This is a genomic window from Dactylosporangium sp. CA-233914 (assembly GCF_050942935.1).
GTDB lineage: Bacteria > Actinomycetota > Actinomycetes > Mycobacteriales > Micromonosporaceae > Dactylosporangium.
Window position 1 is genome coordinate 8,323,889 of record NZ_CP192030.1, and the last position, 25,634, is coordinate 8,349,522.

27 protein-coding genes are annotated in these 25,634 nt (G+C 73.1%); 13 read left to right on the forward strand and 14 right to left on the reverse strand.

The genetic code is table 11. The features are described 5' to 3' along the window. Nucleotides 1-958: 958 nt before the first annotated feature. Nucleotides 959-1,183, reverse strand: coding sequence for a hypothetical protein (locus ACQPY0_RS37190; RefSeq protein WP_432971643.1), 225 nt, complete (start codon nt 1,181-1,183; stop codon nt 959-961). 382 nt (nt 1,184-1,565) lie between these two features. Between ACQPY0_RS37190 and ACQPY0_RS37195 the strand changes: the two genes are divergently transcribed. From ACQPY0_RS37195 to ACQPY0_RS37220, 6 genes are all read left to right on the forward strand, one after another. Then, entirely contained in the window at nt 1,566-2,708 is a 1,143-nt protein-coding gene (locus tag ACQPY0_RS37195; protein ID WP_432971646.1) for an ROK family transcriptional regulator, read from the forward strand. Between the two features lie 27 nt (nt 2,709-2,735). Continuing rightward, a complete protein-coding gene (locus tag ACQPY0_RS37200) occupies nt 2,736-2,936 on the forward strand; it encodes a hypothetical protein (protein ID WP_432971649.1) in 201 nt (66 codons plus the stop codon). Nucleotides 2,937-3,232: 296 nt separating this feature from the next. Continuing rightward, entirely contained in the window at nt 3,233-3,463 is a 231-nt protein-coding gene (locus tag ACQPY0_RS37205) for a hypothetical protein (RefSeq protein WP_432971652.1), read from the forward strand. A 7-nt stretch (nt 3,464-3,470) separates the two neighbouring features. Beyond that, nucleotides 3,471-3,683 (forward strand): hypothetical protein, encoded by a 213-nt coding sequence (locus tag ACQPY0_RS37210; protein WP_432971655.1) that lies wholly within the window; start codon nt 3,471-3,473, stop codon nt 3,681-3,683. 5 nt (nt 3,684-3,688) lie between these two features. Next, nucleotides 3,689-4,084: a GntR family transcriptional regulator gene (locus tag ACQPY0_RS37215; protein WP_432971658.1), complete on the forward strand. Its 396-nt coding sequence runs from the start codon at nt 3,689-3,691 to the stop codon at nt 4,082-4,084. A gap of 1 nt (nt 4,085) precedes the next feature. Continuing rightward, nucleotides 4,086-4,595 carry a GOLPH3/VPS74 family protein gene (locus ACQPY0_RS37220; RefSeq protein WP_432971661.1) on the forward strand — a complete coding sequence of 170 codons (510 nt, stop codon included), beginning with the start codon at nt 4,086-4,088 and terminating at the stop codon, nt 4,593-4,595. 131 nt (nt 4,596-4,726) lie between these two features. Here the strand turns inward: ACQPY0_RS37220 and ACQPY0_RS37225 are convergent, their stop codons facing one another. Next, the gene (locus ACQPY0_RS37225) at nt 4,727-5,080 is read right to left on the reverse strand and encodes a VOC family protein (RefSeq protein ID WP_432971664.1); all 354 of its coding nucleotides are present in this window, start codon (nt 5,078-5,080) and stop codon (nt 4,727-4,729) included. 78 nt (nt 5,081-5,158) lie between these two features. Further along, nucleotides 5,159-5,956 (reverse strand): class I SAM-dependent methyltransferase, encoded by a 798-nt coding sequence (locus ACQPY0_RS37230; protein WP_432971667.1) that lies wholly within the window; start codon nt 5,954-5,956, stop codon nt 5,159-5,161. Nucleotides 5,957-6,066: 110 nt separating this feature from the next. On the opposite strand from ACQPY0_RS37230, the gene ACQPY0_RS37235 reads away from it, so the two are divergent. After that, complete coding sequence (locus ACQPY0_RS37235) at nt 6,067-6,456, forward strand: hypothetical protein (protein ID WP_432971670.1); 390 nt, start codon at nt 6,067-6,069, stop codon at nt 6,454-6,456. Here ACQPY0_RS37235 and ACQPY0_RS37240 read toward each other — a convergent pair whose 3' ends face one another. Both ACQPY0_RS37240 and ACQPY0_RS37245 read right to left on the reverse strand, forming a co-directional pair. Beyond that, nucleotides 6,457-6,813, reverse strand: a complete 357-nt coding sequence (locus ACQPY0_RS37240) for a hypothetical protein (protein WP_432971673.1) — start codon at nt 6,811-6,813, stop codon at nt 6,457-6,459. 77 nt (nt 6,814-6,890) lie between these two features. Next, nucleotides 6,891-7,637, reverse strand: coding sequence for an SDR family NAD(P)-dependent oxidoreductase (locus ACQPY0_RS37245; protein ID WP_432971676.1), 747 nt, complete (start codon nt 7,635-7,637; stop codon nt 6,891-6,893). Between the two features lie 188 nt (nt 7,638-7,825). On the opposite strand from ACQPY0_RS37245, the gene ACQPY0_RS37250 reads away from it, so the two are divergent. Next, nucleotides 7,826-8,608: a universal stress protein gene (locus ACQPY0_RS37250; RefSeq protein WP_432971679.1), complete on the forward strand. Its 783-nt coding sequence runs from the start codon at nt 7,826-7,828 to the stop codon at nt 8,606-8,608. 93 nt (nt 8,609-8,701) lie between these two features. Here ACQPY0_RS37250 and yidD read toward each other — a convergent pair whose 3' ends face one another. The 6 genes from yidD to sthA all read right to left on the reverse strand — a co-directional run bounded on the left by yidD (nt 8,702) and on the right by sthA (nt 17,816). Beyond that, the gene (gene yidD, locus ACQPY0_RS37255; protein ID WP_432971682.1) at nt 8,702-8,854 is read right to left on the reverse strand and encodes a membrane protein insertion efficiency factor YidD; all 153 of its coding nucleotides are present in this window, start codon (nt 8,852-8,854) and stop codon (nt 8,702-8,704) included. A 276-nt stretch (nt 8,855-9,130) separates the two neighbouring features. Next, nucleotides 9,131-10,390, reverse strand: coding sequence for an aminotransferase class I/II-fold pyridoxal phosphate-dependent enzyme (locus tag ACQPY0_RS37260; protein WP_432971685.1), 1,260 nt, complete (start codon nt 10,388-10,390; stop codon nt 9,131-9,133). A gap of 19 nt (nt 10,391-10,409) precedes the next feature. Beyond that, on the reverse strand, nt 10,410-13,451 hold the full coding sequence (locus ACQPY0_RS37265; protein ID WP_432971688.1) for an EAL domain-containing protein: 3,042 nt from the start codon (nt 13,449-13,451) through the stop codon (nt 10,410-10,412). A 232-nt stretch (nt 13,452-13,683) separates the two neighbouring features. Further along, entirely contained in the window at nt 13,684-14,778 is a 1,095-nt protein-coding gene (locus ACQPY0_RS37270) for an MFS transporter (protein WP_432971691.1), read from the reverse strand. A gap of 106 nt (nt 14,779-14,884) precedes the next feature. Next, nucleotides 14,885-16,393, reverse strand: a complete 1,509-nt coding sequence (locus ACQPY0_RS37275) for an NTF2-like N-terminal transpeptidase domain-containing protein (RefSeq protein WP_432971694.1) — start codon at nt 16,391-16,393, stop codon at nt 14,885-14,887. A gap of 19 nt (nt 16,394-16,412) precedes the next feature. Further along, nucleotides 16,413-17,816: a Si-specific NAD(P)(+) transhydrogenase gene (sthA, locus tag ACQPY0_RS37280; protein ID WP_432971697.1), complete on the reverse strand. Its 1,404-nt coding sequence runs from the start codon at nt 17,814-17,816 to the stop codon at nt 16,413-16,415. Between the two features lie 49 nt (nt 17,817-17,865). Between sthA and ACQPY0_RS37285 the strand changes: the two genes are divergently transcribed. After that, nucleotides 17,866-18,378 (forward strand): type II toxin-antitoxin system PemK/MazF family toxin, encoded by a 513-nt coding sequence (locus tag ACQPY0_RS37285; RefSeq protein ID WP_432971700.1) that lies wholly within the window; start codon nt 17,866-17,868, stop codon nt 18,376-18,378. Nucleotides 18,379-18,483: 105 nt separating this feature from the next. Here ACQPY0_RS37285 and ACQPY0_RS37290 read toward each other — a convergent pair whose 3' ends face one another. Further along, complete coding sequence (locus tag ACQPY0_RS37290) at nt 18,484-19,131, reverse strand: hypothetical protein (RefSeq protein ID WP_432971703.1); 648 nt, start codon at nt 19,129-19,131, stop codon at nt 18,484-18,486. A 197-nt stretch (nt 19,132-19,328) separates the two neighbouring features. Here ACQPY0_RS37290 and ACQPY0_RS37295 point away from each other — a divergent pair, with 197 nt between their 5' ends. Beyond that, nucleotides 19,329-19,709 (forward strand): STAS domain-containing protein, encoded by a 381-nt coding sequence (locus ACQPY0_RS37295; RefSeq protein WP_432971706.1) that lies wholly within the window; start codon nt 19,329-19,331, stop codon nt 19,707-19,709. Here ACQPY0_RS37295 and ACQPY0_RS37300 read toward each other — a convergent pair. Continuing rightward, nucleotides 19,620-20,294: a DUF3159 domain-containing protein gene (locus tag ACQPY0_RS37300; RefSeq protein WP_432971709.1), complete on the reverse strand. Its 675-nt coding sequence runs from the start codon at nt 20,292-20,294 to the stop codon at nt 19,620-19,622. The genes ACQPY0_RS37295 and ACQPY0_RS37300 overlap by 90 nt on opposite strands. A 115-nt stretch (nt 20,295-20,409) precedes the next feature. Further along, complete coding sequence (locus ACQPY0_RS37305) at nt 20,410-21,519, reverse strand: FUSC family protein (RefSeq protein WP_432971712.1); 1,110 nt, start codon at nt 21,517-21,519, stop codon at nt 20,410-20,412. Between the two features lie 149 nt (nt 21,520-21,668). On the opposite strand from ACQPY0_RS37305, the gene ACQPY0_RS37310 reads away from it, so the two are divergent. The 3 genes from ACQPY0_RS37310 (at nt 21,669) to ACQPY0_RS37320 (ending at nt 25,623) form a co-directional block, all read left to right on the forward strand. Beyond that, the gene (locus tag ACQPY0_RS37310) at nt 21,669-22,391 is read left to right on the forward strand and encodes a tyrosine-protein phosphatase (protein ID WP_432971714.1); all 723 of its coding nucleotides are present in this window, start codon (nt 21,669-21,671) and stop codon (nt 22,389-22,391) included. A 640-nt stretch (nt 22,392-23,031) separates the two neighbouring features. Then, entirely contained in the window at nt 23,032-23,925 is an 894-nt protein-coding gene (locus ACQPY0_RS37315) for a septum formation family protein (RefSeq protein ID WP_432971717.1), read from the forward strand. Nucleotides 23,926-24,054: 129 nt separating this feature from the next. Further along, nucleotides 24,055-25,623: an ABC-F family ATP-binding cassette domain-containing protein gene (locus ACQPY0_RS37320; RefSeq protein WP_432971720.1), complete on the forward strand. Its 1,569-nt coding sequence runs from the start codon at nt 24,055-24,057 to the stop codon at nt 25,621-25,623. Nucleotides 25,624-25,634 lie beyond the last annotated feature (11 nt).

Consider the following 25,634-nt stretch of genomic DNA (forward strand, 5'->3'; position numbering starts at 1 on the left):
GGCCCGCCGATCCAGCCCGACTCCCACCGCCCGGGGCCCCAGCCCAACCCCGACCACCCAGCCACCCAGCCCAACCCCCGCTCCGATCCGTCCGCGCCCGCGCTGCCCGGATCGTCCCGCCCTCACGACCTTGCCGCCCCATCGCTCCCGCCCCCACCGGCAGCTCGTACGCAGTCGCCGAGGCCACCATCGCCGCCGACATCCCGTGCACCATCACCAGAGCCTTCGCCAAGGCCTACACCATCGCCGCGTTCCCAGCCTGCGCCGACGTCACACCCCCGAGGCGTCCAGTCGTCGTGCTCTCAATCCGCAGCGCCACCACCACCGCACCAGCCAGGCCGTTGCGGCGACGCCGCTGCGTCACCGCCGCAGCAACGTCCGAGCCGTTCCAGCAACGCCGCACCACCCACCTCCCCGACACCTGCCAGCCCACCGCCGCACCACCGCCGCACCACCACCCACCTCCCCGACACCCGCCACCCGCCAGCCCACCGCCGCACCGGCGCATCCTCACCGCCGCCGAGCCCCGGCTCAGCCCGGCCGCCGTGTGCTTCACCCAGACCACGTCCACTTCGTCATTCACGTGTCCGATCTCGCCGCCCGTCGCCTTCGACCATCAGACGGCCTGACGGCAATCGCTGGGCGCGCGGCTCGACCGCACCACCACGGACGACGACGCCGAGTCCGTCACTCGCCGCGACCGCCACCTCAGGTATCAGGGGCCGAGGAGGAACGGGAGCACGATCCCCTCCGAAGTGACCGTAATGTCGTCAACAGACGGAGCCGACGCTCCGGTGCCGCCCTGGCCGCCGAGCCAGCCGCCCGGCATCACCGACCGACGGGATCCCGAACCGTGCTGCGCGGCTTCGGCTGCCGCACCGCGGGCGCGCGACGGGCAGGCATGCACACGCAGGGGCCTGCTTGTCGAGCTCCACGTCGCGACATGAACCGGCCGAGTTCATCGTTTGCAAGGGCCGGGCGGCGCGGCGACGGCGTCGGCCCAGTCCGGCTGCGGCACCGAGCCGACCACGGTCGGGCGCCGTGGGCTGTCCGGCAGCAGCCCGGGCCGGAGCGCGGACACGTCGGGCAGGTGCGCGAGCATCCAGCGCGCCGTGGCGTTGTCGAGCCGGTCCGCGCGCGTGCTCAGCCTCGCCCCGAGTTCCACCGCCGTCCCGTGTTCCACCGGCCGTCCCGAGTTCCACCGCCGTCCTGTGTGGACACTCGGCGAGGAACCGGCGCGTCCGCTCGTCGTACGCCGAATGATCGCAGCACGTGGAACAGCGTCAGCCGGCGTGGCGCTCGGACTGCGTGAAGTCGTGGTCGGTCGCCTCGACGAGCCGGCGCGCGGCCTCGTTGCCGGCGCGCGGCCCGGGCGTGCAGCGTGACGAGCATCATCTCCTGGACCGCGCCGCGCTCCAGCGGCATGACATGCAGCATAGACGGCGTCGCTTTTTGTCGATTCCGTGGCATTTATGGCGGGTCGCGGATTGACACCGGCGAGGGCCGCCCGTACTTTTCGAGCCACAATGACGCACCTCGGCGGATCATCGAAGCTGCTCAGGGCCATGAACGACGCGGCCGCACTGAGTCACATCCTGGAACGCGGGCCGCTGACCCGCGGGGACCTGCGCGACCTCACCGGCCTGTCCAAGCCGACGATCTCGGAGGCGCTGCGTCGCCTCACCGAGGCGAAGCTGGTCAGCGTCGTGGGCTACGTGAGCGCCGGCCCCGGCCCCAACGCCGAGGTGTATGCCGTGAACCCCGACGCCGCCTACGCCGTGGCGCTGTCCGTGCGCGACCGCGGCGACCGCGACACCCCGGCGGTCACGGCCGCCGTGACCGACCTCGCCGGGACGGTCCGCGCGCGCCTGGAGTCCGCCGTCGACTTCGCCCGCACCGACCCGGTCACCGGCGTCGTCGACATCGTCGAGGCGGTGTGCAAGGAGGCCGGCGTCGCCCGCGAGCCCGTCGCGCAGGTACAGATCGCGGTCGCCGGCTCGTACGACCCGCGCGGCGACGTCCTGCACCACGTCGAGGTCCCCGGCTGGGGCCGCCCCGGCCTGGTCGAGGACCTCCGCCACCGCCTGGGCGTCCCGGTCGGCGTCGACAACGACGTGAACCTGGCCGCGGTGGCCGAGCGCGCCCAGGGCGCCGGCCGCGACGCCGAGAGCTTCGCCCTGCTCTGGCTCGGCGAGTCCGGCCTGGGCCTGGCCATCGACCTCGGCGGCACCCTGCTGCGGGGCGCCCGCGGCGGCGCCGGCGAGATCGGGTACATGCCGATCGGCGGCCCTGGCGGCGGCAACTTCCAGGACCTGGTCGGCGGCGCCGCGGTCCTCGAGCTCGCCGCGGCCCACGGCATCGCCACCCCCACGGCCGCCGGCACCATGGCCGCCGCCGCGGTGCGGGCCGCCGAGGGCGACACCGCCGCCCACGACTTCATCACCGCCCTGGCCGGCCGCATCGCGATCGGCCTGTCCGCGGTCGTCGCAGTCCTGGACCCGCCCCTGGTCGTCATCGGCGGCGAGGTCGGCCAGGCCGGCGGCCCGCCGCTGGGCACGGCGGTGGCCACGGCCCTGTCCGAGGCCGCCCCGCTGGACACGACGATCGCCACCACGCTGGTCGAGGACGACGCGGCGCTGCTCGGCGCCCAGGAGGCCGGCCGGGCCATGGTCCGCGCGACCCTGCTGGCCAACCTGAGCCGCCCCTGACCGTCAGGCGGGGACGGCGAGCGCCTGGTGGTGTACCCGACCGGGCTCGGATGCGTCGGCGGTGGCAGCCTTGTGGCGAAGCAGGACACCGGATACAGCCAGAGCTCGTGGCTCGGGGTGTACATCTGTTACATCAGCACCGCGACAACGTACTGGACACCGCAGATCTGTTCACCGGTTCATGCCGTCCGGGCCGAGCTCGCCGGCGAATACACCGCCTGGTGCTGAGGCGGCCGGGCCCGGCTGTCCACACCGTTCCGCGGCCAGCCCCACGTCGTATTGACACGCGGGACGCCCACACCGGCATGGCACAGCCAGCGTGAGCGTCCCGGGTCCGTCGTGCCGGCCGGCTGGCTGCCGGACGTGGACGCGGCGCTGGCGTGGTTCGCGGCTGCACTGCACCGCCGGGCCGGGATGGAACCGCCCCGCAAGAACGGCAGCCGCGAGGCCGCGGCCTGGGACAGCCTGGGCCAGCCACGCCGAGTCGAAGGCCTGTTACCAGAGGGGGCCTGGACACCCTTGCGGTGCGCGATTGCCGAGACCCCGATGCCGCCGACGATGAGGAGACCATCATCAACCTGCGGCGCGACGACGAGCCCGCCGCACGCACCGCCTGGCGGCGCGCCCCGCAGACCCTCGACCGCCTCGAGCACCCGATGACCGAGGCGGTCCTCGCCAAGCTCGAAGGCTCGCCGACCGGCGCCCGGGGCCGGACCGTCACGGCAGGGCGTTTCGCCAGCTTCCGGCGGCGCTGACGTCATCATGCGGGTCGACGATGCCCGAGTCGGCGCCGTGCCGATGTCGGTGTGGTCGGTGTGGTCGCTGCCGGTGGTGTCGGTGTTCAGTACCACATTCGGGTGGTGGAACGTTGTCTGGCTCGTCTTCATCGTCCTGAGCGTCATCGCGCAGGCCCTGATCGAGGCGCGGACCGAGCGGACCGCCATGGTGGCGCGGCACGTCATGAGCGCATCGTGAACCGAATGATCGTCATCGACGCGGCCTCGCCCGTCCCGCCGTTCGAGCAGTTGCGTGCTCAGCTCGCCCGGCAGATCCAGGACCACACGCTCGCCGTGGGCACCCGGCTGCCGACGATCCGTCGGCTGGCCGCAGACCTCGGCTTGGCCGTCAACACCGTCGGCCGGGCCTACCGGGAGCTGGAGGAGGCAGGGTTGATCGAGACCCGCGGGTCAGCCGGCTCGTTCGTGTCCGCGGCCGGCGAGAAGGGACGCGAACGGGCCAGTCGCGCCGCCGCCGAATACGCCGCCGTCATCGCCAGCGTCGGCATCGACGCCAACGAGGCCATCCGCATCGTCAAAGCAGCGCTGACCAGGGGCGTCGCAGTATCCCCCGCCACACGCGACCCGAAAGAAGCATGACATGGCCGTACCCCACAGCCTCCCCCAGCGCATCTTCCTGCTGGCTTACAACCCGGACAAAGGCCGGGTCGGCCTGGGCACCTACCTGGGCGCCATGCTCCGCGCCGCGGCCCTCGCCGACCTCTACCGGGGCGGCCACCTCACCGACGAACGCGGCCGCGCCGCCGTCCGAACGGTACGCCAGCAGCTCAACGATGGCGGCTGGGTCCACCTCCAACCCCACAGAATTCTCGGGCTGTTCCCCACCACCAAGGTGACCATCCGCGACCCCCGCGTCCGCAAGGAACTCCTCGACCGGGTCAACACCGCCCTGCACAACCCCATCGGCAGCATCGACCCCGCCGACGCCGCACTCGTGGCCATCATTGCCGCCGGCGACCTCAAGCTCGTCCTCGACCGCAAGACCAGACGCGCCAGCAAACAGCGCATCCAGGAACTCACCAAGCTGAGCGGACCGATCGGCCCCGCCCTGCACAGCTCGATCCAGGCCGCTGCGATCGGTGAGGTTTAGTCGTCACCGCGATGATGAGAGCGACATGACCGACAGGCTCGACATCGACGGCGTGTCGCTGCATGCCACCGTCACCATCGCCGCATTCCTGCGATGACCATGACCCTGCGAAGGCACCGCCTGGCCGGTGTTCAGTCCTTGTGGCCCACGATGTTGACCACGTTGCCGTCGGGGTCTCGTACGAAGAACCGCCGGACGCCCCAGGCCTCGGTGGTCAGCGGGTGCACGATCTCGTAGCCCAGCGCCTGCGCCTCGGCGTAGGCCGCCTCGACGTCGTCGGTGTGCACGGAGATGACCGGGTCCTCGGCCGCGCTCGCGTCGCGCGTGAGGAGCTGGACAATGGCCTGGCGGTCCTCCGAGGTGTATCGCGCGACCCAGCCCAGGTTGAACTCCTCGACGCCGAGGCCCAGGAAGCCGGCGTAGAACTCCTTGGCCGCCTCGAGGTCGCCGACCCGCAGATCGGCCATGACGCGAATGGCCCGCATGGGCTCACCGTACTGCAGCCGCCGGGACTTCGCCGGGTACGCCACGAGGAGCTTCTGGCCGGCATCGGCCGAGCACGCCTACACCGGCGGCCCGGGGCGGCGGGCGAGGATCGAGAAGGCGTTGGGCAGTGCGCCGTTCCACGCCGCCGCTCGCACGTGCGACGGGCGCCAGAACGGGTCGGGGTACTCGGCGACGTGCACGAGCCGCAGGCCGGCCGTTGCCAGCGCGGTGATGAGGTGGCCCAGGGTCCACTGCCACTCGACCGCCCCGCGTGCCGGGAAGGTGTCGTTGACGTGCCGGCGGGCGAAGTAGCTGCGGTCGGGCCGGATGCGGGGCTCGTCCTCGTCCCAGGTCCACAGGGGAACGGCCGGGTGGGACTCGTAGATGAACAGGTGGGCGTCCGGGCGCAGCAGGCGGGCCGCGTCCCCGGCCCACGCCGTCAGATCGGGCATCCAGATCAGGGCGCCCTTGCCGGTATACACCAGATCCGCGCACCCATCGGCCAGCGGCGCGCCGGGCAGGGCGGCCACCACGTAGCGGCAGGCCACGCCGAGCTCGTCGGCCCGGCGCTGGGCCGCGCCCGTCGCCACGGTGCTGTAGTCCACGCCCACCACCTCGCGGGCGCCGGCCTTGACCAGGGCGACGTCTTCCAGGCCGTGGCCGCTTTGCAGGTGTACCACCCGAGGCGCCCGGCCCAGAATCCCGCCGAGCAGCTCGCGCTCGGCCCCGAACAGCGAGGAGCCGCTCGCCGCCTCGGCCAGCAGCTCGTCGTACTCCTGCACGTGCTTCTGCGACGCCGTCTCCCAGACGGCCCGGTTCGCCCGCGTCGTCGCGTCCATGAGCGGGATGCTGCCGAGCACCGCGCCGACCGTCAACCGAAAACACTCGGTCCCCGAGCAGCAGCCGCTCAGCTCGGGACGCGGTCGCCGACAGGCGCTGATCCCCGGGGGCGATTTGTCCGTACAGCAGGGCAGGAGGTGCCGCCATGCCCCGATGGAGACGCCGCGCCGAGGAGACCGAGGAGCCCCCGCCCGTCCGGGGCTACCGGTACGCGAACCGGGAGACCGCCGCCGGGGTCTTCAGCCGGCCGCCCGCCCCGCCGCGGCCCCGCCCGGTGCCGGAGGTTCGCGAGGAGCCCAAGGAGGAGGCGCCGCCACAGCTGGCCGTCCGGCCGTTGCGGACGCCGGCGCCCGCCATCACCCGGATCCGGGTCGAGGCGGTGCCGGTCGACGGGTTCGAGTACGAGACCGCCGAGCCCTGGCAGAGCGAGCCGGAGCCGCCGCCGAAACCACCGCCCGCCACGCCGCGGCACGTCCCGCGGCCGCTGTTCGGGCCCAAGCCGAAGCCGGGGCCCATCAACTGGCTGGACGAGTGATCAGTCGTCCTCGGTCTTCTTGGTGCGCTTCTTGCGGGTGGTGCGCTTGCGGGGGCGCGGGTTGCCGGAGGCGAGCTTCGTGTACGTCAGCATGTTCGCCAGGCCGATGCCGACCGCGGCGAAGAGGACCTGGATACCCAGCTCCCACCAGCTCCACTGGATCTTCCAGATCTTGACGACGGCCTTGTCGTCGAGGTTCACCAGCTCGGCGACGAGCGTGCCGAGCAGCGCGGCGCCGACACCGATCAGGAACGTGATGAAGACGCCGATGGACTGGCGGCCGGGGAGCACCAGGCGCCCGAGCACTCCGATGACCAGGCCGATCGGGATGGCCACCCAGAAGTCGTTGATGTGCATGGTCCCGCGCTCCCCTCGCGATCTCGGTCGAACGGGACCGTACACGATCAGCTACCGGGGAAAGCGACGGGTGTCACTCAGCCGGCCGAGGCGCCACCATCGACGGTGACCACCTGGCCGGTCATGTACCTGGCCTGGTCGGAGCCGAGGAACAGCACGACGTCGGCGATCTCGTCGGGGGTGCCGATGCGGCCCATCGGCACCCGGGAAGCGGACACCGCCACGGCCTCCGGCGTCGGCATGAAACGGTCGAGCATCGGCGTGTGTACCGGGCCGGGCGCGACCGCGTTCACCCGCACCCCGGCCCCGGCGACCTCCAGCGCGGCCGACCTCGTGAGCCCCTCGACGGCGTGCTTGCTGGCCGCGTACACCGGCAGGGCCGGCTCCCCGGTGTGCCCGTAGATCGACGAGACGTTCACGATGCTGCCGCCGCCCCGCGGGACCATCGCGCGCAGCTCGTGCTTGAGGCTCAGCATCGTGCCGAGGACGTTGGTCTCGAACGTCTCGGCGTACGTCTGCGGGGTCTGCTCCTCGATCGGCCCCGTGAACCCCTCGGTCCCGGCGTTGTTGACGGCGACGTCGAGGCGGCCGAACCGCTCGACGGTGGCGGCGACGAGCCTGCGGACCTCGTCGTCCCGGCGCACGTCGGCGTGCACGTAGGCGGCCTGGCCACCGGCGTCGCGCAGGTCGTCGACCAGGTCGGCGCCGGCCTCGTCGTGCCGCCCGGCCGCGACGACGGTGGCGTGCGCCTCGGCGTACGCGAGCGCGGTGGCCCGCCCGATCCCGCTGAGGGCCCCGGTGATGAGTACGACAGGTGTGCTCATGCGCCGGTCACTGCCCGCCGTGACGCGTTCGAACCCCGCGCCCGGCGCCTCCAGAGCGAACCGCTCGCCGGCCCGACGCGGCAACTCGTCCGATTTGTCCGGCGCCCCAGCGTCGTTCAGCTGCGCAAACGTCCCTTGCTCCCGGGGTGGCGGGAGAGGGAGGGTGGAACGGGGAAGGGGGGTGCGTCATGCTGCTGGAACACAGTCCCGTGGTCGTCGGCGTCGACGGGTCCGCCGCGTCGACGGGGGCCGCTCGCTGGGCCGCCGACGAGGCCGCCCGGCACGGCCGCCTGCTGCGCATCGTGCACGCCTTGTCATGGGAGGGGCCGGCCGACGGGCAGGGCGTCGCGCTCGACGCCGCCGCGGAGGCGAAGACCTGGCAGCCCGGCATCGCGGTCGAGACGGTCACGCTCGGCGGGTCGCCCGCGCGGGTGCTGCGCGAGCAGTCGCGGACGGCGGCCCTGGTGGTCATCGGCGGGCGGGTCCACGAGGGCGGGGCCCTCGACGCGTCGGTCGGCTCGCACCTGGCCGCGTTCGCGCACTGCCCGGTCCTGGTGGTCAACAACGGCTGGCGCTGGGCCGACCCGATGGCCGCGCTGCCCGCCCATGCCCCGATCGTCGTCGGGGTCGACGGGTCGCCGTCGAGTCAGCGGGCGCTCGCGTTCGGCTACGGCGAGGCGGCCGCTCGCCACGTGCCGCTCGTCGCCATGCACGCCGGCCGGGCCCGGCCGCACCGGGTGGTCGCGGCCGAGCTCGAACCGTGGCTGCTGCGCCACCCCGAGGTCGAGACGCACTTCGACAGCCGCGACACCGGGGTGCTGGAGACGCTGACAGAGGCGGCCCGCGACGCGCTGATGCTGATCGTCGGGGCCCACCGGGTCGGGTGGTACGAGCAGCCCCGCCCGAACCCGATCACGCAGATGGTCGTGCACCACGCCGCGTCGCCGGTCCTGGTCACCCGGAGCGTCTGAGCCACCAGCGCCGCGAGTAGCGGGGCCACGAATAGCGGGGGCCACGAACAGCCGGGGGCCGCGAACCGGAAAGGTAAGCGCTCGGACGGGACCTCAGATCGGGACCGGGTCCAGCCCGTGGGTGCCGCCGGGGCGGCAGCGGGCCAGGCGGCGGGTGGCCAGCCACAGGCCGCGCGCGGCGCCGTGTCTGGTGATGGCCTCGGCGGCGTCGTGCGAGCAGCTCGGGGTGAAGCGGCAGCACAGCATGAATCCGTGATAGCGGCCCGCCCCTGAGGGACCTCCCTCGCGGGCGGGCGTTCCTTCTATCCACTTACGGTAGACGACCCGAAAAAATCCGAACCTTAAATACTTCGCAGCGTCATCCGGCCGCTACTGGCCGCCTCGCCGAGGCAGTGGGCACGTCGCCACCTGGACGCCATGGCGGGCCACTTCGCGAAGATCAGCACAGCCGCAGCAGCCCGAGCCCGTCCAGGGGTGAGAACGGGTCACGCACCCAGCATCGCGCCCTACGGCGGGCCGGGATCAGCTGGCGCTGCCCTCGCGGGCCTCCTGGAAGACGCCGGCGCCGGCCAACTCCGAGATGACCGCGTTGAGATGGTCGATCTCGGCGTCGGTGTTGGCCGCGGTGACCTGGACCCGGAAGCCGACCTGGTCGCGGGGCACGCCCGGATACGGCGCCAGCGTCACGAACAGGCCGCGCTGCCACAGCAGTTCCGAGACGGCCACCAGGTCGCGGTCCAGGGCGATGGGCAGCTCGATGATCGGGGTGTCGTCCGTGTTGGGGGTGAAGACGCCGAGGCCGCGCACGTGGTTGAGGACGCGCATCGACATGCGGTAGAGCTCGGCGCGCAGCTTGTCGCCGCGCTCGGCGTTGACGTCGAAGCCGGCCAGGACGGTGGCCAGGGACGCGGTCGGGGACGGGCCGGAGTAGAGATACGGCGCGGCCGAGGACTTGAGGCGGTTCTTGAGCACCGTCGGCACGGCCAGGAACGCCATCAGGGAGCTGTACGCCTTGGAGAAGCCGCCGACGAGCACGACGTTGTCGTAGGACTCGCCGAAGTAGCGGATGATGCTGTTGCCGGACGTGCCGTAGGGGCTGCTCTCGTCGTGCGAGCGGGCGCCGATGACGCCGAAGCCGTGTGCGTCGTCGACGTAGAGGACGGCGCCGTGGGCGCGGCACAGGTCGAGATACTGCCGCACGTCGGGGATGTTGCCGGTCATGCTGTTGACGCCGTCCATGCAGACCAGCACGGGGCCGCCCTTCGCCGCGGCCGCCGGCAGGAGCCCGGCGAGCTGGTCGAGGGTGCGGAAGCGCTCCAGCGTGGCGCCCTGGGCGCGGGCGAAGACGCAGCCGTCCCAGATCGTCTTGTGGGCGCGGGAGTCGATGAGGATCGTGCCCTGCCCGGCGAGGACGGGGATGACCGAGAGGTGGATCTGGGTGATGGTCGGCAGGACCAGGGCGTCCGGGGCGCCGAGGAGGTCGGCGAGACGCTCCTCGATCCGCGGGTAGAGCGCCGGGTTGCCCAGCATCCGCGACCAGCTCGGGTGGGTGCCCCAGCGGCGCAGCTGCTCCTCGACGGCGCCGATGATCTGCGGCTCGAGGTCGAAGCCGAGGTAGTTGCAGGAGGCCCAGTCGGTCAGCCAGTGCTCGCCGATCCGGATGCGGCGGCCGTCGATCTCGTCGATGACGGCGTCGTAGAAGCGGGTCTCGGCGCGGAGGCGGGCGATGCCGCTGTATCGGGGATCAAGGTCGACTTCGGTGGCGAGTTCCGAGGCGTACACGTGCCCTCCGGTGGGTTTTTCAGGCCGCCGAGCGGCCTCTCCGCTGAGGCCCCGATGCATCGTCCGACAACCATTGGCTCGCGTCACCGTAGCTCAACGGCCGTGAGAACAAATAACCCTGGCCATGATCGCAACCCATGGTCACCAACAGCTCGCGCTCCGCTTCGGTCTCGATGCCCTCGGCGACCACCTGCAGCTTCAGGATCCGGGTCAGCTGCACGATCATGTCGACGACCGCGTGCTGCTCGGCCGAGGAGACCACGGTGTCGATGAAGCTCTTGTCCAGCTTCAGCACGTCGACGGGGAGGCGGCGCAGGTACGACAACGAAGAGAAACCGGTGCCGAAGTCGTCGATGGCGATCCGGACCCCGGCCTGGCGCAGGGCCGCGAGCTCGGCGGCGACCTCGCCGTCGTCGTGCAGCAGCAGGCTCTCGGTCATCTCCAGCAGCAGGCCGCCGGGCGGCAGGCCGAGCCGGTCGATCTCGGCGAGGACCCACTGGGCGAAGTCCGGCGAGCGGAACTGCCGGGCCGAGACGTTGACCGAGACGTAGATCTCCTCGCCGGGGTATGCGATGCGCCACTGCGCGGCGGCGGTGATGGCGTTGGTGAGCACCCACGCACCGAGCGGGACGATGAGGCCGCTCTCCTCGGCGACGGAGATGAACTCGTCGGGCGGGACCATGCCGCGGGTCGGGTGGTCCCAGCGCACGAGGGCCTCGAAGCCGCGGGTGCGGTCGTCGGCGAGGGTGACGATGGGCTGGAAGTGCAGCAGGAACGCCTCGTCGGCGATGGCCCGGTCGAGGTCGGCGCGCAGCTTGTGCCGCTCGACGACGGCGCTGTGCAGGGAGGACTCGAAGCGCCGCACGCGGTCGCGGCCGGCGTCCTTGGCCACGTACACCGCGAGGTCGGCGTGGCGTAACAGCTCCTGCGCGGTGGCGGCCTCGGTGGTGGTGGACACGCCGATGCTGGCGGTCGCGGTCACCGTGCCGTGGGCGAGCTCGAACGGCGCCTTGAAGCTGCGCAGCACCCGCTCGGCGACCCGCTCGACCTCGGCGGACGTGCCGGCCCGGCGCACCAGCGCGGCGAACTCGTCGCCGCCGAGCCGGGCGACGGTCCCGGCCGCGCCGTAGGAGCCGTCGACGGCCCGCAGCGCCTCGGTGAGCCGCTGCCCGACGGCGACCAGCAGCTCGTCGCCGGCGCTGTGGCCGAAGGTGTCGTTGACGACCTTGAAGTCGTCGAGCTCGACGATGAGCACGCCGACCGTGGCGCCGGTCTCCGCACCGGAGGCGACGGCCTCCTGGACCCGGGTCAGGAACACCTCGCGGTTGGGCAGGCCGGTGAGCGCGTCGAAGGTGGCCCGCTGGTACAGCTCGGCCTGCAGCCGGCTGCGCTCGGTCACGTCCCGCAGTGTGACGACCACACCGCGCACGGTGGGCTCGTCGCGCAGGTCGCGGAAGGTCGCCTCGACCAGCGCCGGGCGGCCGTCGGGGCCGGTCACCCGCAGGTCGTCGCCGGGGCGGGCGGCGATGCCGGCGCGGACCTCCCGCAGCCGCCGGCCGACCTCCGTGGCGCTGTCGGCGGCGAACGCGGCGGGCAGTGCGGTGCCGACGAGGTCGGAGCCGAACAGCGCCTGCGCGGAGGGGCTCGCGTAGTGCACGAGGTCGTCGCCGCCGACGATGAGGATGACGTCGGCGGTGTTGAGCACCAGGGTCCGGAAGTACGCCTCGCTGTTACGCCGCCCGACCTCCTCGCCCAGCGCGATGCGCTCCACGGCCATCGCCGCCTGCGTGGCCAGGATCTGCGCGGCCTCCTGCAGCCCGACGAGCAGCACCTCGTCGGCGGCGACGTACAGCGCCCGCTCCGCCGCCCGCCCGTCGGCCAGCGCCAGCGGGCAGCACAGGGTCACCTCGAACGCGCCGAGCTCGGCGGCGACCCGCGGGTCGAGGACGGAGCGGTACGGCATCGACGCCTTCGGCCCCAGCGCCGGGCCGAGCGCGACGGCGTGCGGGCGGCCGGGCGGCAGCAGGTCGGCGACGGCGACGCGGACCGTGCGCATCACGGCGTCCTCGTCGGTGGCCATGAGCAGCGCGGCGCCGGCGCTGCGCAGGCGTCGCTCGCGCTGGACGGTGAGCCGCTGCGCGCGGACCGCCCGGCCCAGGCGCAGCAGGACCAGGCCGGACAGCAGCGCGGACACGGCGGCAATGGCGGCGGCGTCGCGCACCCGGCCTCCCCGCATCTCGACGAACAGCACGATCGGGGCGATGAACAGCGACAGGCCGATCAGCAGCAGGCGGCCGAGCCGCTCGTCGCCGCCGCGCTGCATCTGTGGCTCGGTGAGCTGCACCATCGACGGGTGCAGCGCGGCGACGCCCCACAGCACGTAGAACGCGGCCCAGCCGATGTCGACCGGTCCGCCGGTGGCCCATTCGCCGGCGAGCTGGCGCAGGCCGTAGCCGACGTCGGAGCTGAGCAGCCCGGCGCCGCCGGCGGCCAGCAGCGCGACGGCGGTGTTGAGGCGCACGGAGGCGATGAGCCGCGCGCCGGCGAGCAGCACGACGATGTCGGCGAGCGGGTACGCGATCGAGATGCTGCGGTCCACCATCGACAGCGACTCGTTCTCGACGTACGGGCGGATCAGGAAGATGTACGACAGCAGCCCCAGGCCGGCGGTGAGCGTGGCGGCGTCGAAGAGCCCGGCGGGGTCGCGGCGCACGACGCCGAGGCGGTAGAGCCAGACCATGGCGGCGGCGATGAGGACGTACATCGTGAGATAGAACGCGTCCGCCAGCGACGGGAAGCCGGAGCGGTGCAGCAGGCGGGTGAGCACGTCCGCGGTCAGGTCACCGGTGATGAAGCAGGCGACCGCGGCGGCCAGCAGCAGCCAGGGCGCGCGGCGGCGGGGGCGGTGCAGGTGTACGCCGAGCAGGATCGCCGCGACGGAGGCGTAGCCGATCGCCGACCACAGCACGAGGTGGAACGCGGGCAGGGCGAAGTTGGCGATCACCAGGACCGCCATCGCGCCGACGTAGCCCGCCAGCACCCCACGTGCCGACCCGTTCACTCCCAGCTGCCCTTATCTGCAACGCCTTGCCCGCCCCGCGGTTGACCGCAGCGAGGCAGACGCTACCCAGTTCGCTGCCGAATGAGGAGTACCTGGCAGGATCGTTCCGAGCGGCCGGCCCGACGCCTTTGCAGGCTTTTGCGCATTTAGCGACTTAGATGGTACTGCCGAGCGCCCGACTTATCTACGCCGAGCGACGATGACCTTTACGCAGGGCAACCGCCGATCCGATTCATTCACGCGCACGTTTCCCACCCTTTGCCGCGCCGGCCAACGGAATCGACAGCGCGACGGTCAGCGCGGCCACGCACCAGACACCGCCGAACGCCCAGGCACCGTACACCAGGAATGCCGACACCTCGGTCGCCAGCGCCGCGACCGAGGTCACCGTGGCCCGGGCGGCGCCGGCGATCACGGCCTGCAGGCGCGCGTCGGCGACGACGAGCACCAGCCGATACAACGCATAGAAGACGGCGACGAGGACGATCCCGGCCGGCCGGTCGAGTGCGGCCGCCCCGGCGAGCGCGACCGCGGCGGCCAGCATCAGCCCGGCCAGGCCCCCGCCCGGCAGCCATCCGGCGCGCCCGGCGAGCGCGGCGCCCGCGGCCCCGCCGAGCGTGATCACCAGGGTGAAGGCGGGGTTGACCGCGGTCGGCACGCCCCAGGCGGCGCCGAGCAGCGCGAAGTACTCCTCGAAGGCATCGAGGCCGGCGAGGGCCGCGAGCACGAGCGCCGCGGTGCGCACCGCCGGGCGCCGGGCCGCCTCGCGAAGGCCGTCCCGCAGCGTGGCGAAGTAGCCGTCCGCGCACGACTCCTCGTCGCTGTCCGCGACGGATTCGGGCAGCCGGGCGGCCAGGGCGGCGGCGGTGAGGCAGACGGCGACGCTGACCCAGCCGACGAGCCGATACCCGCCGAGCGGGAACAGCGCCACGGCGGCCACGGCCGCGGGGACCTGCGCGATCAGCCCGGCCGCGGTGACCTGTCCGCAGACGCGCACGTAGCGGTGGGAGTGTCCGGCCGCCGCGAGCCCGTCGTAGAGCAGCGCCTCGAGCGCCCCACTGGGGAGGGCCCCGCCCAGGCCCCACAGCACGAACCCGGCCGCGAACACGGCGAAGGACGGCAGCGCGGTCCACAGCGCGAACCCGGACGCCTGCAGCAGCCCGGACGCGACGAGCGAGGCGCGGCGGGAGAACCGGTCGGCGAGCGCGCCGGTGGGCACCTCGGCGGCGATCCCGACCGCGGACCAGATGGCGAACAGCAGCGAGATCTGCCCGCCGGACAGGCCCGTGTCGGTGAACAGCAGGGCGTAGAGCGGGTAGAGCGGCACCGCGTCGGACAGCAGTGCCCACCCGACCCCGCGCCGGCTCAGGCGCCGGACATCGGCGGGCAGGGGTTCAGGGGCGCGACGTCAACCGAAGGGCACGAGGCGGACGCTACCGGATCGCGGCGAGAAAGGCCTCCGCGATTGGATCGGTCACGTCGTGGCCGGCGTCGGTGACGTAGACGCAGTAGGCGATGTCGCCGCGGACGCCGACGCTGAGGCCGGGCACGCTCAGGGTCCCGGACACGACCGGGCCCGGTGCCGCCGGCTTGCCGCCCTTGACCAGCACCGGATCCTGCCATTTGCCGCGGGACAGGGCGGCGGCGGCCGCGGCGTAGCCGACGGGGGCCGCCACCACGCCGCTCTGGGCGGTGCGGCCGGTGAAGACGTCCGCACCGAGCGCGTCCCACCTGGCGCCGACGCCGAGGGCGGCGGGGTCCGCGGGCCAGGCCGGCCCGGGGACCTCCCCCAGGAAGGCGAGGTTGTACCCCGCGGCGCCCGGCCCGTTCGCGGCGGCGAGCACGGCACCGTCGCCGACCCGCAGCGCCACCAGCGCCGAGGGCTTCGCGGTCGTGGCGATCGCCGCGTCGGCGGCCTTCTGCACGCGCGGGTCGATCGTGGTGGCGACGGTGGCGCCGTCCTGGGCCGGGAGCGTGAACAGCTCCCGGCCGGGTCCCTTGTCCAGGGCCACGATCTGCACGCCGGGCAGGCCGCGCAGCCGGGTGTCGTAGCGGCGCTGCAGGCCGGTCAGGCCCGCGATGTCGCCGGGCTTGAGCGCGCCCTGGCCGGCGTCGATGAGCTCCCGGGTCACGGTGCCCGAGGTGCCCAGCAGCGCGCGGGCGAACGTGCGGGTCAGCGGCAGGGGCAGCACGCCGTCGCGGGTGCGGACACCCTCGGCGGCGCCGAGGTCGCGGGCGATCTGTGCGTAGTCGCTCCTGCGCAGGGTCACGACGTCGACGAACGCGTCCGGCTTGGCGGCCTGCAGCTTCGCCGGCAGGCCCTGCACGTCGACCTCGACCTGCACCGAGCGGAACACGGCGTCGAGGTGCCGCACGAGCCCGGCGACGTCGGGCACCCGCTGCGGCTCGACGCCGACGTAGACGACCGGGGTGTCGCTGACGATGGGGCTGTCGTCGGCGGCGGTGACGATCCCGCGCTTGGCCGGGGTCGAGCGCAGAGCCAGGTGCTCGCCGTCCTCCAGCCCCGGATTGACGGTGCTCGCCCCGAGGTACAGCTGCCAGCGCTGCCCCAGCAGCCGGGCCGCGACCTTCGTGTCGTACGTCCACGTCCGACCGTCCGGCAGCGGCCACGACACCCCGACGCTCAGCGTGGCGTCCGCGGCCTGCACGACCGCCTTGCCGTGCGGTGTGAGGGCCGGCCGCCGCGCCGACAGGTCGCCCTCGGTCCCGGCCAGCAGTTCCTTGGCCGCGGCCGGGTTCAGCGTGCGGCCCTGTTGGGTGAGCAGGTCCTGGAAGCCGGTGAAGTCGGCCTTGCGCCAGGCGTCGAGGAACGCCGCGAACCGCTCGTCGACCGACGGCTTGCCGTCGTCGCAGGCGGCGGCCAGCGGCGTGAGCAGGGCCAGCGCGCACAGCAGGAGCAGGATCCCCCGAAGCCTCGTCACGCGCCGACCCTAACCCCGCTCACGCGCTCAGGCGCGACACCGACCGCATCTTGTTCATCGCGTCAAGCGCGGCAACCTTGTACGACTCCGCGAGCGTCGGGTAGTTGAAGACCGCGTCGACCAGGTAGTCGACCGTCCCGCCGCACCCCATCACGGTTTGTCCGATGTGGACGAGTTCGGTCGCCCCGGTGCCGAAGACGTGCACGCCCAGGATCTTGCCGTCCTCGGGCGACACGATGATCTTCAGCATGCCGTAGGAGTCGCCGATGATCTGCCCGCGGGCCAGCTCCCGGTAGCGGGAGATGCCGACCTCGAACGGGATGCTCGCGTCGGTCAGGTCGTCCTCGGTCCGCCCGACGAAGCTGATCTCCGGGATGGTGTAGATGCCGATCGGCTGCAGCTGTTGCATGGCGCGCACCGGCTCGTCGCAGGCGTGGTGCGCGGCGAGGCGGCCCTGCTCCATCGACGTCGAGGCGAGCGCCGGGAAGCCGATGATGTCGCCGACCGCGTAGATGTGCGGGACCTCGGTGCGGAAGTGCTCGTCGACGGTGATCCGGCCGCGCGCGTCGGCGGTCAGCCCCGCCTTGTCCAGCGACAGCAGGTCCGCCGCGCCCTGCCGCCCGGCCGAGTACATCACCGTGTCCGCCGCGATGCGCTTGCCGCTGGCCAGGACGGCGACCGCGGTGCGCCCGTGCTTCTCGACCGCCGCGACCGACTCGCGGAAGCGGAACGACACCGACAGGTCGCGCAGGTGGTACTTCAGCGCCTCCACGATCTCCAGGTCGCAGAAGTCGAGCATCCGGTCGCGCCGCTCGACCACGGTGACCTTCGTCCCCAGGGCCGCGAACATCGACGCATACTCGATGCCGATCACCCCGGCGCCGACCACCACCATCGAGTGCGGCACCTTGTCCAGGTTGAGGATCCCGTCCGAGTCGATGATCGTCACGTCGTCGAACTCGACGCTCTCCGGGCGCGCCGGGCGGGTCCCGGCCGCGAGGATGATCTTGTCGGCGGTGACGTGGGACTCGCGCCCCTGCTCGTCGGAGATCTCGATGGTGTGCGGGTCGACGAACCGCCCGGTGCCCGGCAGCAGCCGGATCCGGTTGCGGGCGAGCTGACTGCGGATGACCTCGATCTCCCGGCCGATCACGTGGGTGGTCCGGGCGCCGAGGTCACTGACGGTGATGTCCTCCTTGACGCGATAGCTCTGGCCGTACATCTCGCGCTGGTTGAGGCCGGTCAGGTACATGACCGCCTCCCGCAGCGTCTTGCTCGGAATCGTGCCGGTGTTGATGCACACCCCGCCGATCATGTTGCGCCGTTCGACGACGCCGACCCGCCGGTCGAGCTTCGCCGCCGCGATCGCGGCCTTCTGCCCGCCCGGCCCGGAGCCGAGCACGAGGACATCGAAGTCGTACATGGGGCACAGTGTTCCTGCCGCGGACAAGACCGTAAAGACGGGGAACGTTATGGTCGTCGGCGTGAAACGACTTCTTCAGGCGGTCGCAACGCGGCTGGGCATGCGCCGTCCCGCCCCTTCCTCCCCCGCCCCGGTGACGGTCGCGCGCAAGCCCGCCCGCGGGCCGGTCCCCGGCCCCCCGCTGAAGCACGAGACGCAGAAGCTGCTGGAGTACTCCCCGGCGCTGGACGGCGACGCCGACCCCGGCGAGATCGTGTGGACGTGGGTGGCGTACGAGGACGACCCCAGCCAGGGCAAGGACCGTCCGGTGCTGGTCGTCGGGCGCAAGGGCCGGGACGTGCTCGGCCTGATGCTCTCCAGCCAGTCCGACCGCGACGGCCAGCGCAACTGGTACGCCCTCGGCCCCGGCACCTGGGACCGGGAGCAGCGCCCGAGCTGGGTGCGCCTCGACCGGGTGCTCACCGTGGACGCCGACGGTATCCGCCGCGAGGGGGCCGTGCTCGACCGCGAGCGCTTCGACCGCGTCGCCGCGCAGCTGCGCTCCGGCTACGGCTGGGCGTGAACGGCGAGTCCCGATAGTAGGCCGAGCTTGCTGTCGAGGTGCGCGCGCATCGCCGGCTCCGCCCGGTCCGGGTCGCGCGCGCCGATCGCCTCGATGACGGCCACCTCAGGAAACGGGGGCCATCGGGAGCATGCCGGCCAGTTCCTCGCGCAGCACCTTCGCCGCCATGTCGAAGTCGTCCGCCGAGGTCTCGGTCCCGTCGCGGGCCGCCACCTTCCAGGTGCCCTCGGCGGACGACGACAGCGTGGCGCGGGCCGGCTGGACGCCGCGCTCGAAGTCGGCCGTCGACGAGGCGGTGAAGGTGGCCAGCGCCGGGCGGTGGCGGTGCAGGAACTTGTCGGCGACGGCCAGCAGCGGATCGCGCAGGTCGGCGTCGGCCGGGATCGGGGTGATGTCGTAGCAGCGGTACGCCCGCGCCGCGACCAGCAGCCGGATGTGCCCGGCGTCGAGCAGCAGGGCACCGTCGGTGTGGTCCTCGGCGGTCAGGCCGACCTGGACGAAGCCGCGCGGGCGGTGCAGCCCGGCGGCGACCGCGGCCACGGCGGGGGCGAGCTCCAGCCGGCTGCCCTCGACCGGAGCGGCCAGGTGGCGCAGCAGCAGCGAGCCCACGCCGGCGCTTAGCACGGCGTCGGTGCGGTCGGCGTCGCCCAGGCCCAGAAGGCGCGGGGTCTGACCCTGCCGATCGCCGCTGGCCAGCAGGAACGACAGTTCGGCGGCGGTCATGCTGAGCTGTTCGGTGGCGGTCCCGTCCATGGAGTCCAATCCCGTCGCGGCGTCGTGAGGTGATGCGGTCGTGTCGCAGGGCTCAACGGCGGGAGGCGCCGAGGGGTCACGCACGGAATGGTCCGGGCGTGGGATCGCCGGCGCCGCGGGCCGGGGCGGTACCATGCCGCAAGCTCGACCGGAGAGGGACCTCGATTGACGCACCGCTGCAGGCCGTGGGGGCGGGTATGACCGACGGTATCGCGACCGGCACCGTGGGTGGGTGCGCCGTCGTCACGCCCACCGGGGCGCTCGACGTGGCCACCTCGCCGGAGCTGCACACCCTGCTGCACCGGATCCTCGACGACGGGGCGACGCGCCTGGTGCTCGACCTGTCGCGGGTCGACTTCCTCGACTCGACGGCGCTGCGGGTGCTGGTGTCGATCCACAAGCGGCTGCGGGATGCTGGCGGGTTCGCCGTGGTCTGCCCGCACGCGCGGATTCGGCGCATCTTCGACCTGACGGCGCTGGACCGGGTCCTAATTCTCACCGACACCGTCGACGAGGCGCTCGCCGCGCTCACGGACCGGGACGGGGTGGCGGATCCCGGGGTGCCCGGCGGGCAGTGAGCGGCGCAGCACCCACCAGCTGACCGCGAGGCACGCGGCGACGAGCGGCCAGGTGAGGACCGTCTGCGCGGCGGCGAGCCAGAGCACCGCCCCGGCCCACCAGAGCGGGACGAAGACGGCGAGCCTCAGGACGTACTGCAGGACCCACACCCAGCTGGCCCGCTGATAGGCCCGCAGCAGCGCCGGATCGGACCGCCACCGCGCCTTCTGCCCCAGCACCGTGCCGACCACCAGGCCGAGCAGGGGCCAGCGGACCAGGATGCTCGCGGCCCAGCCGAGCGCGCTGGCGGCGTTGGTGAGCACCCGGACGCCGAAGAAGTCCTCGGCGCGGCCTGTGCGCACCGCCACCAGCGCACCGACGCAGACGACCAGCAGGCTGAACACGGTGCCGATCGGGCGCCTGCGCGCGGCGAGGCGCCAGCCGGCGACGGCCGCGCCGGCCAGGACCGCGATCCCGGCACCGAGCGGGATCGAGTGCCCGCCGGCCAGCCAGCCCACCGCGAACCCGAGCACCGGGGCGGCGGTCTCCACAGCCGATCGCCAGCCGCCCAGCAGGTCGCTGAGCGACTCCTCCTCGCGCGCCATCCGTCCCCCGCCTCGCCCGCCCTCGTGCCGAACGAAGGTTAGCCTGCCCTATGAAGAACGAGCGAGGCAAGGAGCGGTCGTTCACGCATGGCTGACTGCGATGAACGAACTTCGCTCACCTGCCCTTCGACGAGTTGCGCGGCAGCGTGTCCGCGTCGACGAGCGCCTCCGCCGTCTCGCCCGCGATGTCCTGGCGCAGCTGGTCGAGCCGCCCGAGCAGCGAAACGGAGTCGAGCGCGGCCAGCGCCGTCGGGAACACGGTGTGCACCCGCTCGACGGCGGCGATCAACCCGGCGCGCAGCGAGGTGTCGACGGGCTCCTCGCCATCGAGGCGCCGCCGCAGCAGATCGGCGAGGGCGAGCAGCAGGGCCCGCAGCGTCTCGCGCTCCAGCGCCGGCGGCTGCCCCGGCCGGTCGTAGAGCCGGTCGACGGCGAGCGAGATCGCCCGCACCTGCAGGGTGATGCGTACCAGCCACAGCTGCTGGCGCCGCACGTCCTCGACGTCGCGGCGCAACCCGCGGGCGAACACGTTGAGCAGCGTGACCTCCTCGACCCCGGCGACCGCGGCGACGGCCTCGGACCCGACCTCGTTGAGCTGCCGGGACTCGGCGATCCAGGCGTGCCGCCCGTCCGGCTCCAGCGGCCCGTCCGCGCCCTTGAGCTCGTCGGCGACGCTGCACAGCACCGCGACCGCGGTCCGCCCCCAGGTGTCGAGCGTGGCCCGGATGTGCGCGATGCGCGGCCGCTCCGGCACGACGACGGCGATGGTGAGCCCGACCACCGAGCCGATGGCGACATCGATGAAGCGCCACTGGCCGTATCCGTGCGCGACCGGCGCGAGGACCAGCACCGCGAGCGTGGCGATGGTGAGCTGGTTGCGGGCGAGCGGTGTGTTGGTGATCTGCCGGGCGACCGCCAGCGCGGCGAACGCGGCGAGCGCGAGGGACCACCAGGTGAGCCCGAGCAGCTTCGTCCAGGCGCCGGCCAGTGCGGTGCCGACGAGGTTGGCGAAGAGCAGCTGCAGCCCGGTGGCGATCGAGCCGTAGACGCTGGCCTGCAGCGTCAGCACCGCGATCACGGGCGCGAAGAGCACGGCGGCGTTCTCGCCGAACTGCCGGGCCAGCATCCACGCGATCGTCGCCGCGGCGGTGGTCTTGACGATGGTGAGCCAGCTCGGCTTGCTCTTCGGCACGCTGGCCAGCAGCGCCCCGATCGGTTCGGTCACAACTTCGTGCGGTCTGCGCGCCACGCCCTCAATCCTCCCCCATCCCCGCAGAACGCCGGCCGCACGGACACATCGTGAGAGCTCCGCCATGCCGGGCCGGGCTCCGCGCGGGGCCGCGACCGGCCGCGCGAACCAGTAGGGTCCATGCCGTGCGGAACTACGACCATCCCAACCTGTTCAACTTCCGCGACCTGGGCGGATACGCCACGGCCGACGGGCGGGTCACCCGGTGGCGGCGGCTGTTCCGGTCCGACTCGCTCAGCCGGATCGACCCCGCCGACGCCACCACGTTCACCGAGCTCGGCGTCAAGACCGTCATCGACCTGCGCCGGCCGCGGGAGATCGCCCGCGACGGGCGCGTGCACGCGTTCGACGGGCTGACGTATCACCACATCAGCCCCGTCCACGCCGAGTGGGAGGAGGCCCTCGACCCCGAGGAGACCGACGACGCCCGCTGGCTCGCCAACCGCTACCTCGAGCTGGCCCGCGACGGGCACGCCGCCGTCGCCCGGGCCGTCGAGGTCATCGCCGACGCCGACAACGCCCCGGTCGTGGTGCACTGCGTGGCCGGCAAGGACCGCACCGGCGTGGTGTCGGCGGTGACCCTGGCCGCGCTCGGCGTCCCCGACGAGGTCATCGCCGCGGACTACGCGCTGACCAGCGCCGCGACCGAGCGCAGCATCGCGTTCCTGCGCGCGCTCAACCCCGAGGTCGCGCAGATGCCGCGCCGGTGGCTGCTGTCCCCCGCCGCCACCATGACGTACTTCCTGGCCGACCTGCGGACCCGGCACGGCTCGGTCCGCGACTACCTCGCCCTGCCCGACGCCACCCTCGCCCGGCTCGAGGAGAACCTCCTGGAAGCGCCGGCGTGACCAGGGCTTGCACGGTGTTCGCCGCCCGGATCGCGGGCCGCCGGAGGTCCTGGCCCGTAGGGCCAGCCTCGCCCGGCTCGAGGAGAACCTCCTGGAAACGCCCGCGCGACCAAGGATTGCACGGTGCCCGCCGCCCGAATCGCCGAGCCGCTGGAGGTCCTGGCCCGCAGGGCCACCGGGCCACCCTCACGGGCCTGCGCGAGCGCGGCTGGTCACTCGACGCCGAGACCCGGCCGATGACCGCCGCGACCTGATCCTCGACGACCCGCTCGTCAACGGGTTCGCGCGGGCGGTCATGCGGGAGGTGGCGGCGATCCGGGCGCGGATCGGCTGCCCGATCGAGCCGAGCCCCGCCGAGCGCAACGCGGTGACCCGCCGGCTCGGGGCGTTCAAGACCTCGATGCCGCAGGGCGCCGAGGCGAGCCGGGCCTGGAGCTCGACGCGATGCCGACCGCGGTGCGCGAGATCGCGGGGGCCGAGTCGGTGCCGGCGCCGCACCTCGACGCGCTGCTCGGGCCGGCCCGCCCCGCCGACCGGCAGCGCCGCGGCCGGGCGCGCTGAGGTCGGCTGTTCGGTTGATTCCGGGGCGATCAAGAAGTTGACATAGTGCCCTCGCATCATTCGCGGGGGAGGCAATCTGATGAAGCGCATCGCGCTGCTGGCGTGCGCCGTGGCGCTGCTGGGCGCGTCCACTGGCTGCGGGCAGGTCAAGGCCGGCGACGGGGACCTGGTCGACGACTGGGGCATGCTGGCCGCGGCCAAGGTGCCCGAGCCCGAGGCCGGCTCGTGCTGGACGAGCACGGCGACCGACGTCGCCGACGCGTTCTACACGCTCGGGACCCAGAAGCCGTGCGACATGGAGCACTCCTTCGAGACGGCGAAGGTCGGCCACTTCACCGGCGACGCGGCGAGCGGCTCGGCCTCACCGCAGAGCGCGAAGCTCGCCGACGCGTGGAAGGACTGCTCCCAGGCCGCCGACGACTACCTCGGCGCGCAGTGGCAGGACGGCCGCGTCGTCGTGCTCGTCAGGGTGCCACCGGAGCGGCAGTGGGACGGCGGCGCGCGATACTACCGCTGCGACATCGCAGCCGTGCGCTCCGAGTTCGGCAAGCTGGACCCGCGCACCACCACGATGAAGGGCGCCCTGGCCAAGGGCGGCGACGCGCTGCGGCTGGGCTGCGGCACCCAGGTCGGCGTCAGCCAGGACAGCTGGGACGACATCACCGCCACGCCGTGCGACCAGCCGCACGACACCGAGTACGTCGGCACCGTCACCAGCCCCGGGAACGACTACCCCGCCGACGAAAAGGCCTACGACGCGGCATTCGGCAAGACGTGCGAGGCGAAGATGCTGTCGTACATCGGGATGAGCCGCAACAGCTGGGCGTCGCAGAAGGCGCTGTACTACGGGTACTGGATGACGGCGAACAAGGCCGACTGGGCCGCCGGCAACCACACCGCCCGCTGCTACGCCATGGTGGACAAGAAGAAGATCAGCCGGTCGCTCAAGGGCGCCGGGAACATCAGCGTCTGACGGAAATCACGTTGCGGGGCCGTGGGGTGCGGGTTACGTTGGACGGGATGTGATCACCGGACCTTCCCGCGCCCGCGACCGAGGCTGACTGCCCGGCGGGCGGAAGTGTCTACCCTCCGGTGGTCTGCCTTGCCTCCCGCACCCCTGCTCGCCCACGACCTCGTCCGCACCTTCGGCGCCCGCCGCGTGCTCGACGGGGTGTCCCTCACCGCCGCCCCGGGCCGCCGCATCGGCCTGATCGGCGAGAACGGCACCGGCAAGTCGACGCTGCTGCGCCTGCTCGCCGGCGCCGACGAGCCCGACGGCGGCACCGTCGTGCGCCCGCCCGACCTGGGCTACCTGCACCAGGAGATGCCGTACGACCCGGCCGAGACCGTCGCGGGCGTCGTCGCCGACGCGCTGCGCGAGGCCCGCGACTGCGTCGCCGGCATGGACGCGGCCCTGGCCGACGGGCGCCTCGACGACTACGCCGTCCTGCTGGAGCGCGCCCAGGAGATCGACGCCTGGGACGCCGACCGGCGGGCCGGCATCGTCCTTGACGGGCTCGGGCTTTCGGCAGTACCGCATGCGCGAAGCCTGGCCACCCTGTCGGGCGGGCAGCGCGGACGCCTCGCCCTCGCGGCCCTGCTCGTGCGCCGCCCGTCGGCGCTGCTGCTCGACGAGCCGACCAACCACCTCGACGACGCCGCCGCGGCGTTCCTCGAGGAGCAGCTGCGCGGCCTGCCCGGCGCGATCGTGCTGGCCAGCCACGACCGGGCCTTCCTCGACGCCGTCTGCACCGACCTGATCGACCTCGATCCGGCGGTGGGCGGCCCGGTCCGCTACGGCGGCGGGTACACCGCCTACCAGGCCGAGCGCCGCGCCGAACGCGAACGCTGGGAGCGCCGCTTCGCCGAGGAGCAGGAGCAGCTCGCCGAACTGCGCCGCACCGCCACCGTCACCGCCCACCAGGTCGCCCACAACCGGGCCAAGCGCGACAACGAGAAGCTCAACTTCGGCCGCACCACCGGCCGCGTCGAGCAGCAGATCTCCCGCCGCGTGCGCAACGCCACCCGCCGCCTCGACACGCTGACCCGCGAACAGGTCCGCAAGCCCCCGCCACCGCTACGCTTGCGCGCCCCGGCCCTCGCCACCGACGCTGATGGCCTGCTCGTCGCGCTGCGGGACGTGCGGGTGCCGGGCCGGCTGCGCCTGGACCGCCTCGACCTGCCGGCCGGCGACCGGCTGCTCGTCACCGGCGCCAACGGCACCGGCAAGTCGACGCTGCTGGCCGTCATCGCCGGGCGGCTGCCGGCCGAGGGCGTCCGGCGCCGGCCGGGCCTGCGGATCGGGCTGCTCGCGCAGGACACGACCTTCGAGCGCCCGGACCGCACGGCGCTGGCCACCTACGCGGCGGTCCTCGGCGAGGAGCGGGCGGAGTCGGTACCGCTGCGCAGCCTCGGCCTGCTCGCCCCGCGCGACGCCGCGCGCCCCGTCGGCGAGCTGTCGGTCGGCCAGCGCCGCCGGCTCGACCTGGCGCTGCTGATCGCGGACCCGCCCGACCTGCTCCTGCTCGACGAGCCGACCAACCACCTGTCGCCCGCACTGTGCGACGAACTGGAGGAGGCGCTCGCCACCGGCCCGGGCGCGTTCGTCGTCGCGTCCCACGACCGCTGGCTGCGGTCCCGCTGGCCGGGGCGAGGCCTGCACCTGGGTTGATCGCGGCTGGC

Bases quoted from the DNA above. Each gene is read 5' to 3' on its own strand.
- ACQPY0_RS37240 (WP_432971673.1), bottom strand. From the start codon at position 6,813: ATGCACATCAACGACTTCTGGGTGGCCATCCCGATCGGCCTGGTCATC.
- sthA (WP_432971697.1), bottom strand. From the start codon at position 17,816: ATGTACGACTTCGATGTCCTCGTGCTCGGCTCCGGGCCGGGCGGGCAG.
- ACQPY0_RS37220 (WP_432971661.1), top strand. From the start codon at position 4,086: ATGGCCGTACCCCACAGCCTCCCCCAGCGCATCTTCCTGCTGGCTTAC.
- ACQPY0_RS37250 (WP_432971679.1), top strand. From the start codon at position 7,826: ATGCTGCTGGAACACAGTCCCGTGGTCGTCGGCGTCGACGGGTCCGCC.
- ACQPY0_RS37225 (WP_432971664.1), bottom strand. From the start codon at position 5,080: ATGCGGGCCATTCGCGTCATGGCCGATCTGCGGGTCGGCGACCTCGAG.
- ACQPY0_RS37215 (WP_432971658.1), top strand. From the start codon at position 3,689: ATGATCGTCATCGACGCGGCCTCGCCCGTCCCGCCGTTCGAGCAGTTG.
- ACQPY0_RS37290 (WP_432971703.1), bottom strand. From the start codon at position 19,131: ATGGACGGGACCGCCACCGAACAGCTCAGCATGACCGCCGCCGAACTG.
- ACQPY0_RS37195 (WP_432971646.1), top strand. From the start codon at position 1,566: ATGAACGACGCGGCCGCACTGAGTCACATCCTGGAACGCGGGCCGCTG.
- ACQPY0_RS37245 (WP_432971676.1), bottom strand. From the start codon at position 7,637: ATGAGCACACCTGTCGTACTCATCACCGGGGCCCTCAGCGGGATCGGG.
- ACQPY0_RS37315 (WP_432971717.1), top strand. From the start codon at position 23,032: ATGAAGCGCATCGCGCTGCTGGCGTGCGCCGTGGCGCTGCTGGGCGCG.
- ACQPY0_RS37285 (WP_432971700.1), top strand. From the start codon at position 17,866: ATGGTCGTCGGCGTGAAACGACTTCTTCAGGCGGTCGCAACGCGGCTG.
- ACQPY0_RS37300 (WP_432971709.1), bottom strand. From the start codon at position 20,294: ATGGCGCGCGAGGAGGAGTCGCTCAGCGACCTGCTGGGCGGCTGGCGA.
- yidD (WP_432971682.1), bottom strand. From the start codon at position 8,854: ATGCTGTGCTGCCGCTTCACCCCGAGCTGCTCGCACGACGCCGCCGAG.
- ACQPY0_RS37295 (WP_432971706.1), top strand. From the start codon at position 19,329: ATGACCGACGGTATCGCGACCGGCACCGTGGGTGGGTGCGCCGTCGTC.
- ACQPY0_RS37235 (WP_432971670.1), top strand. From the start codon at position 6,067: ATGCCCCGATGGAGACGCCGCGCCGAGGAGACCGAGGAGCCCCCGCCC.
- ACQPY0_RS37210 (WP_432971655.1), top strand. From the start codon at position 3,471: ATGCGGGTCGACGATGCCCGAGTCGGCGCCGTGCCGATGTCGGTGTGG.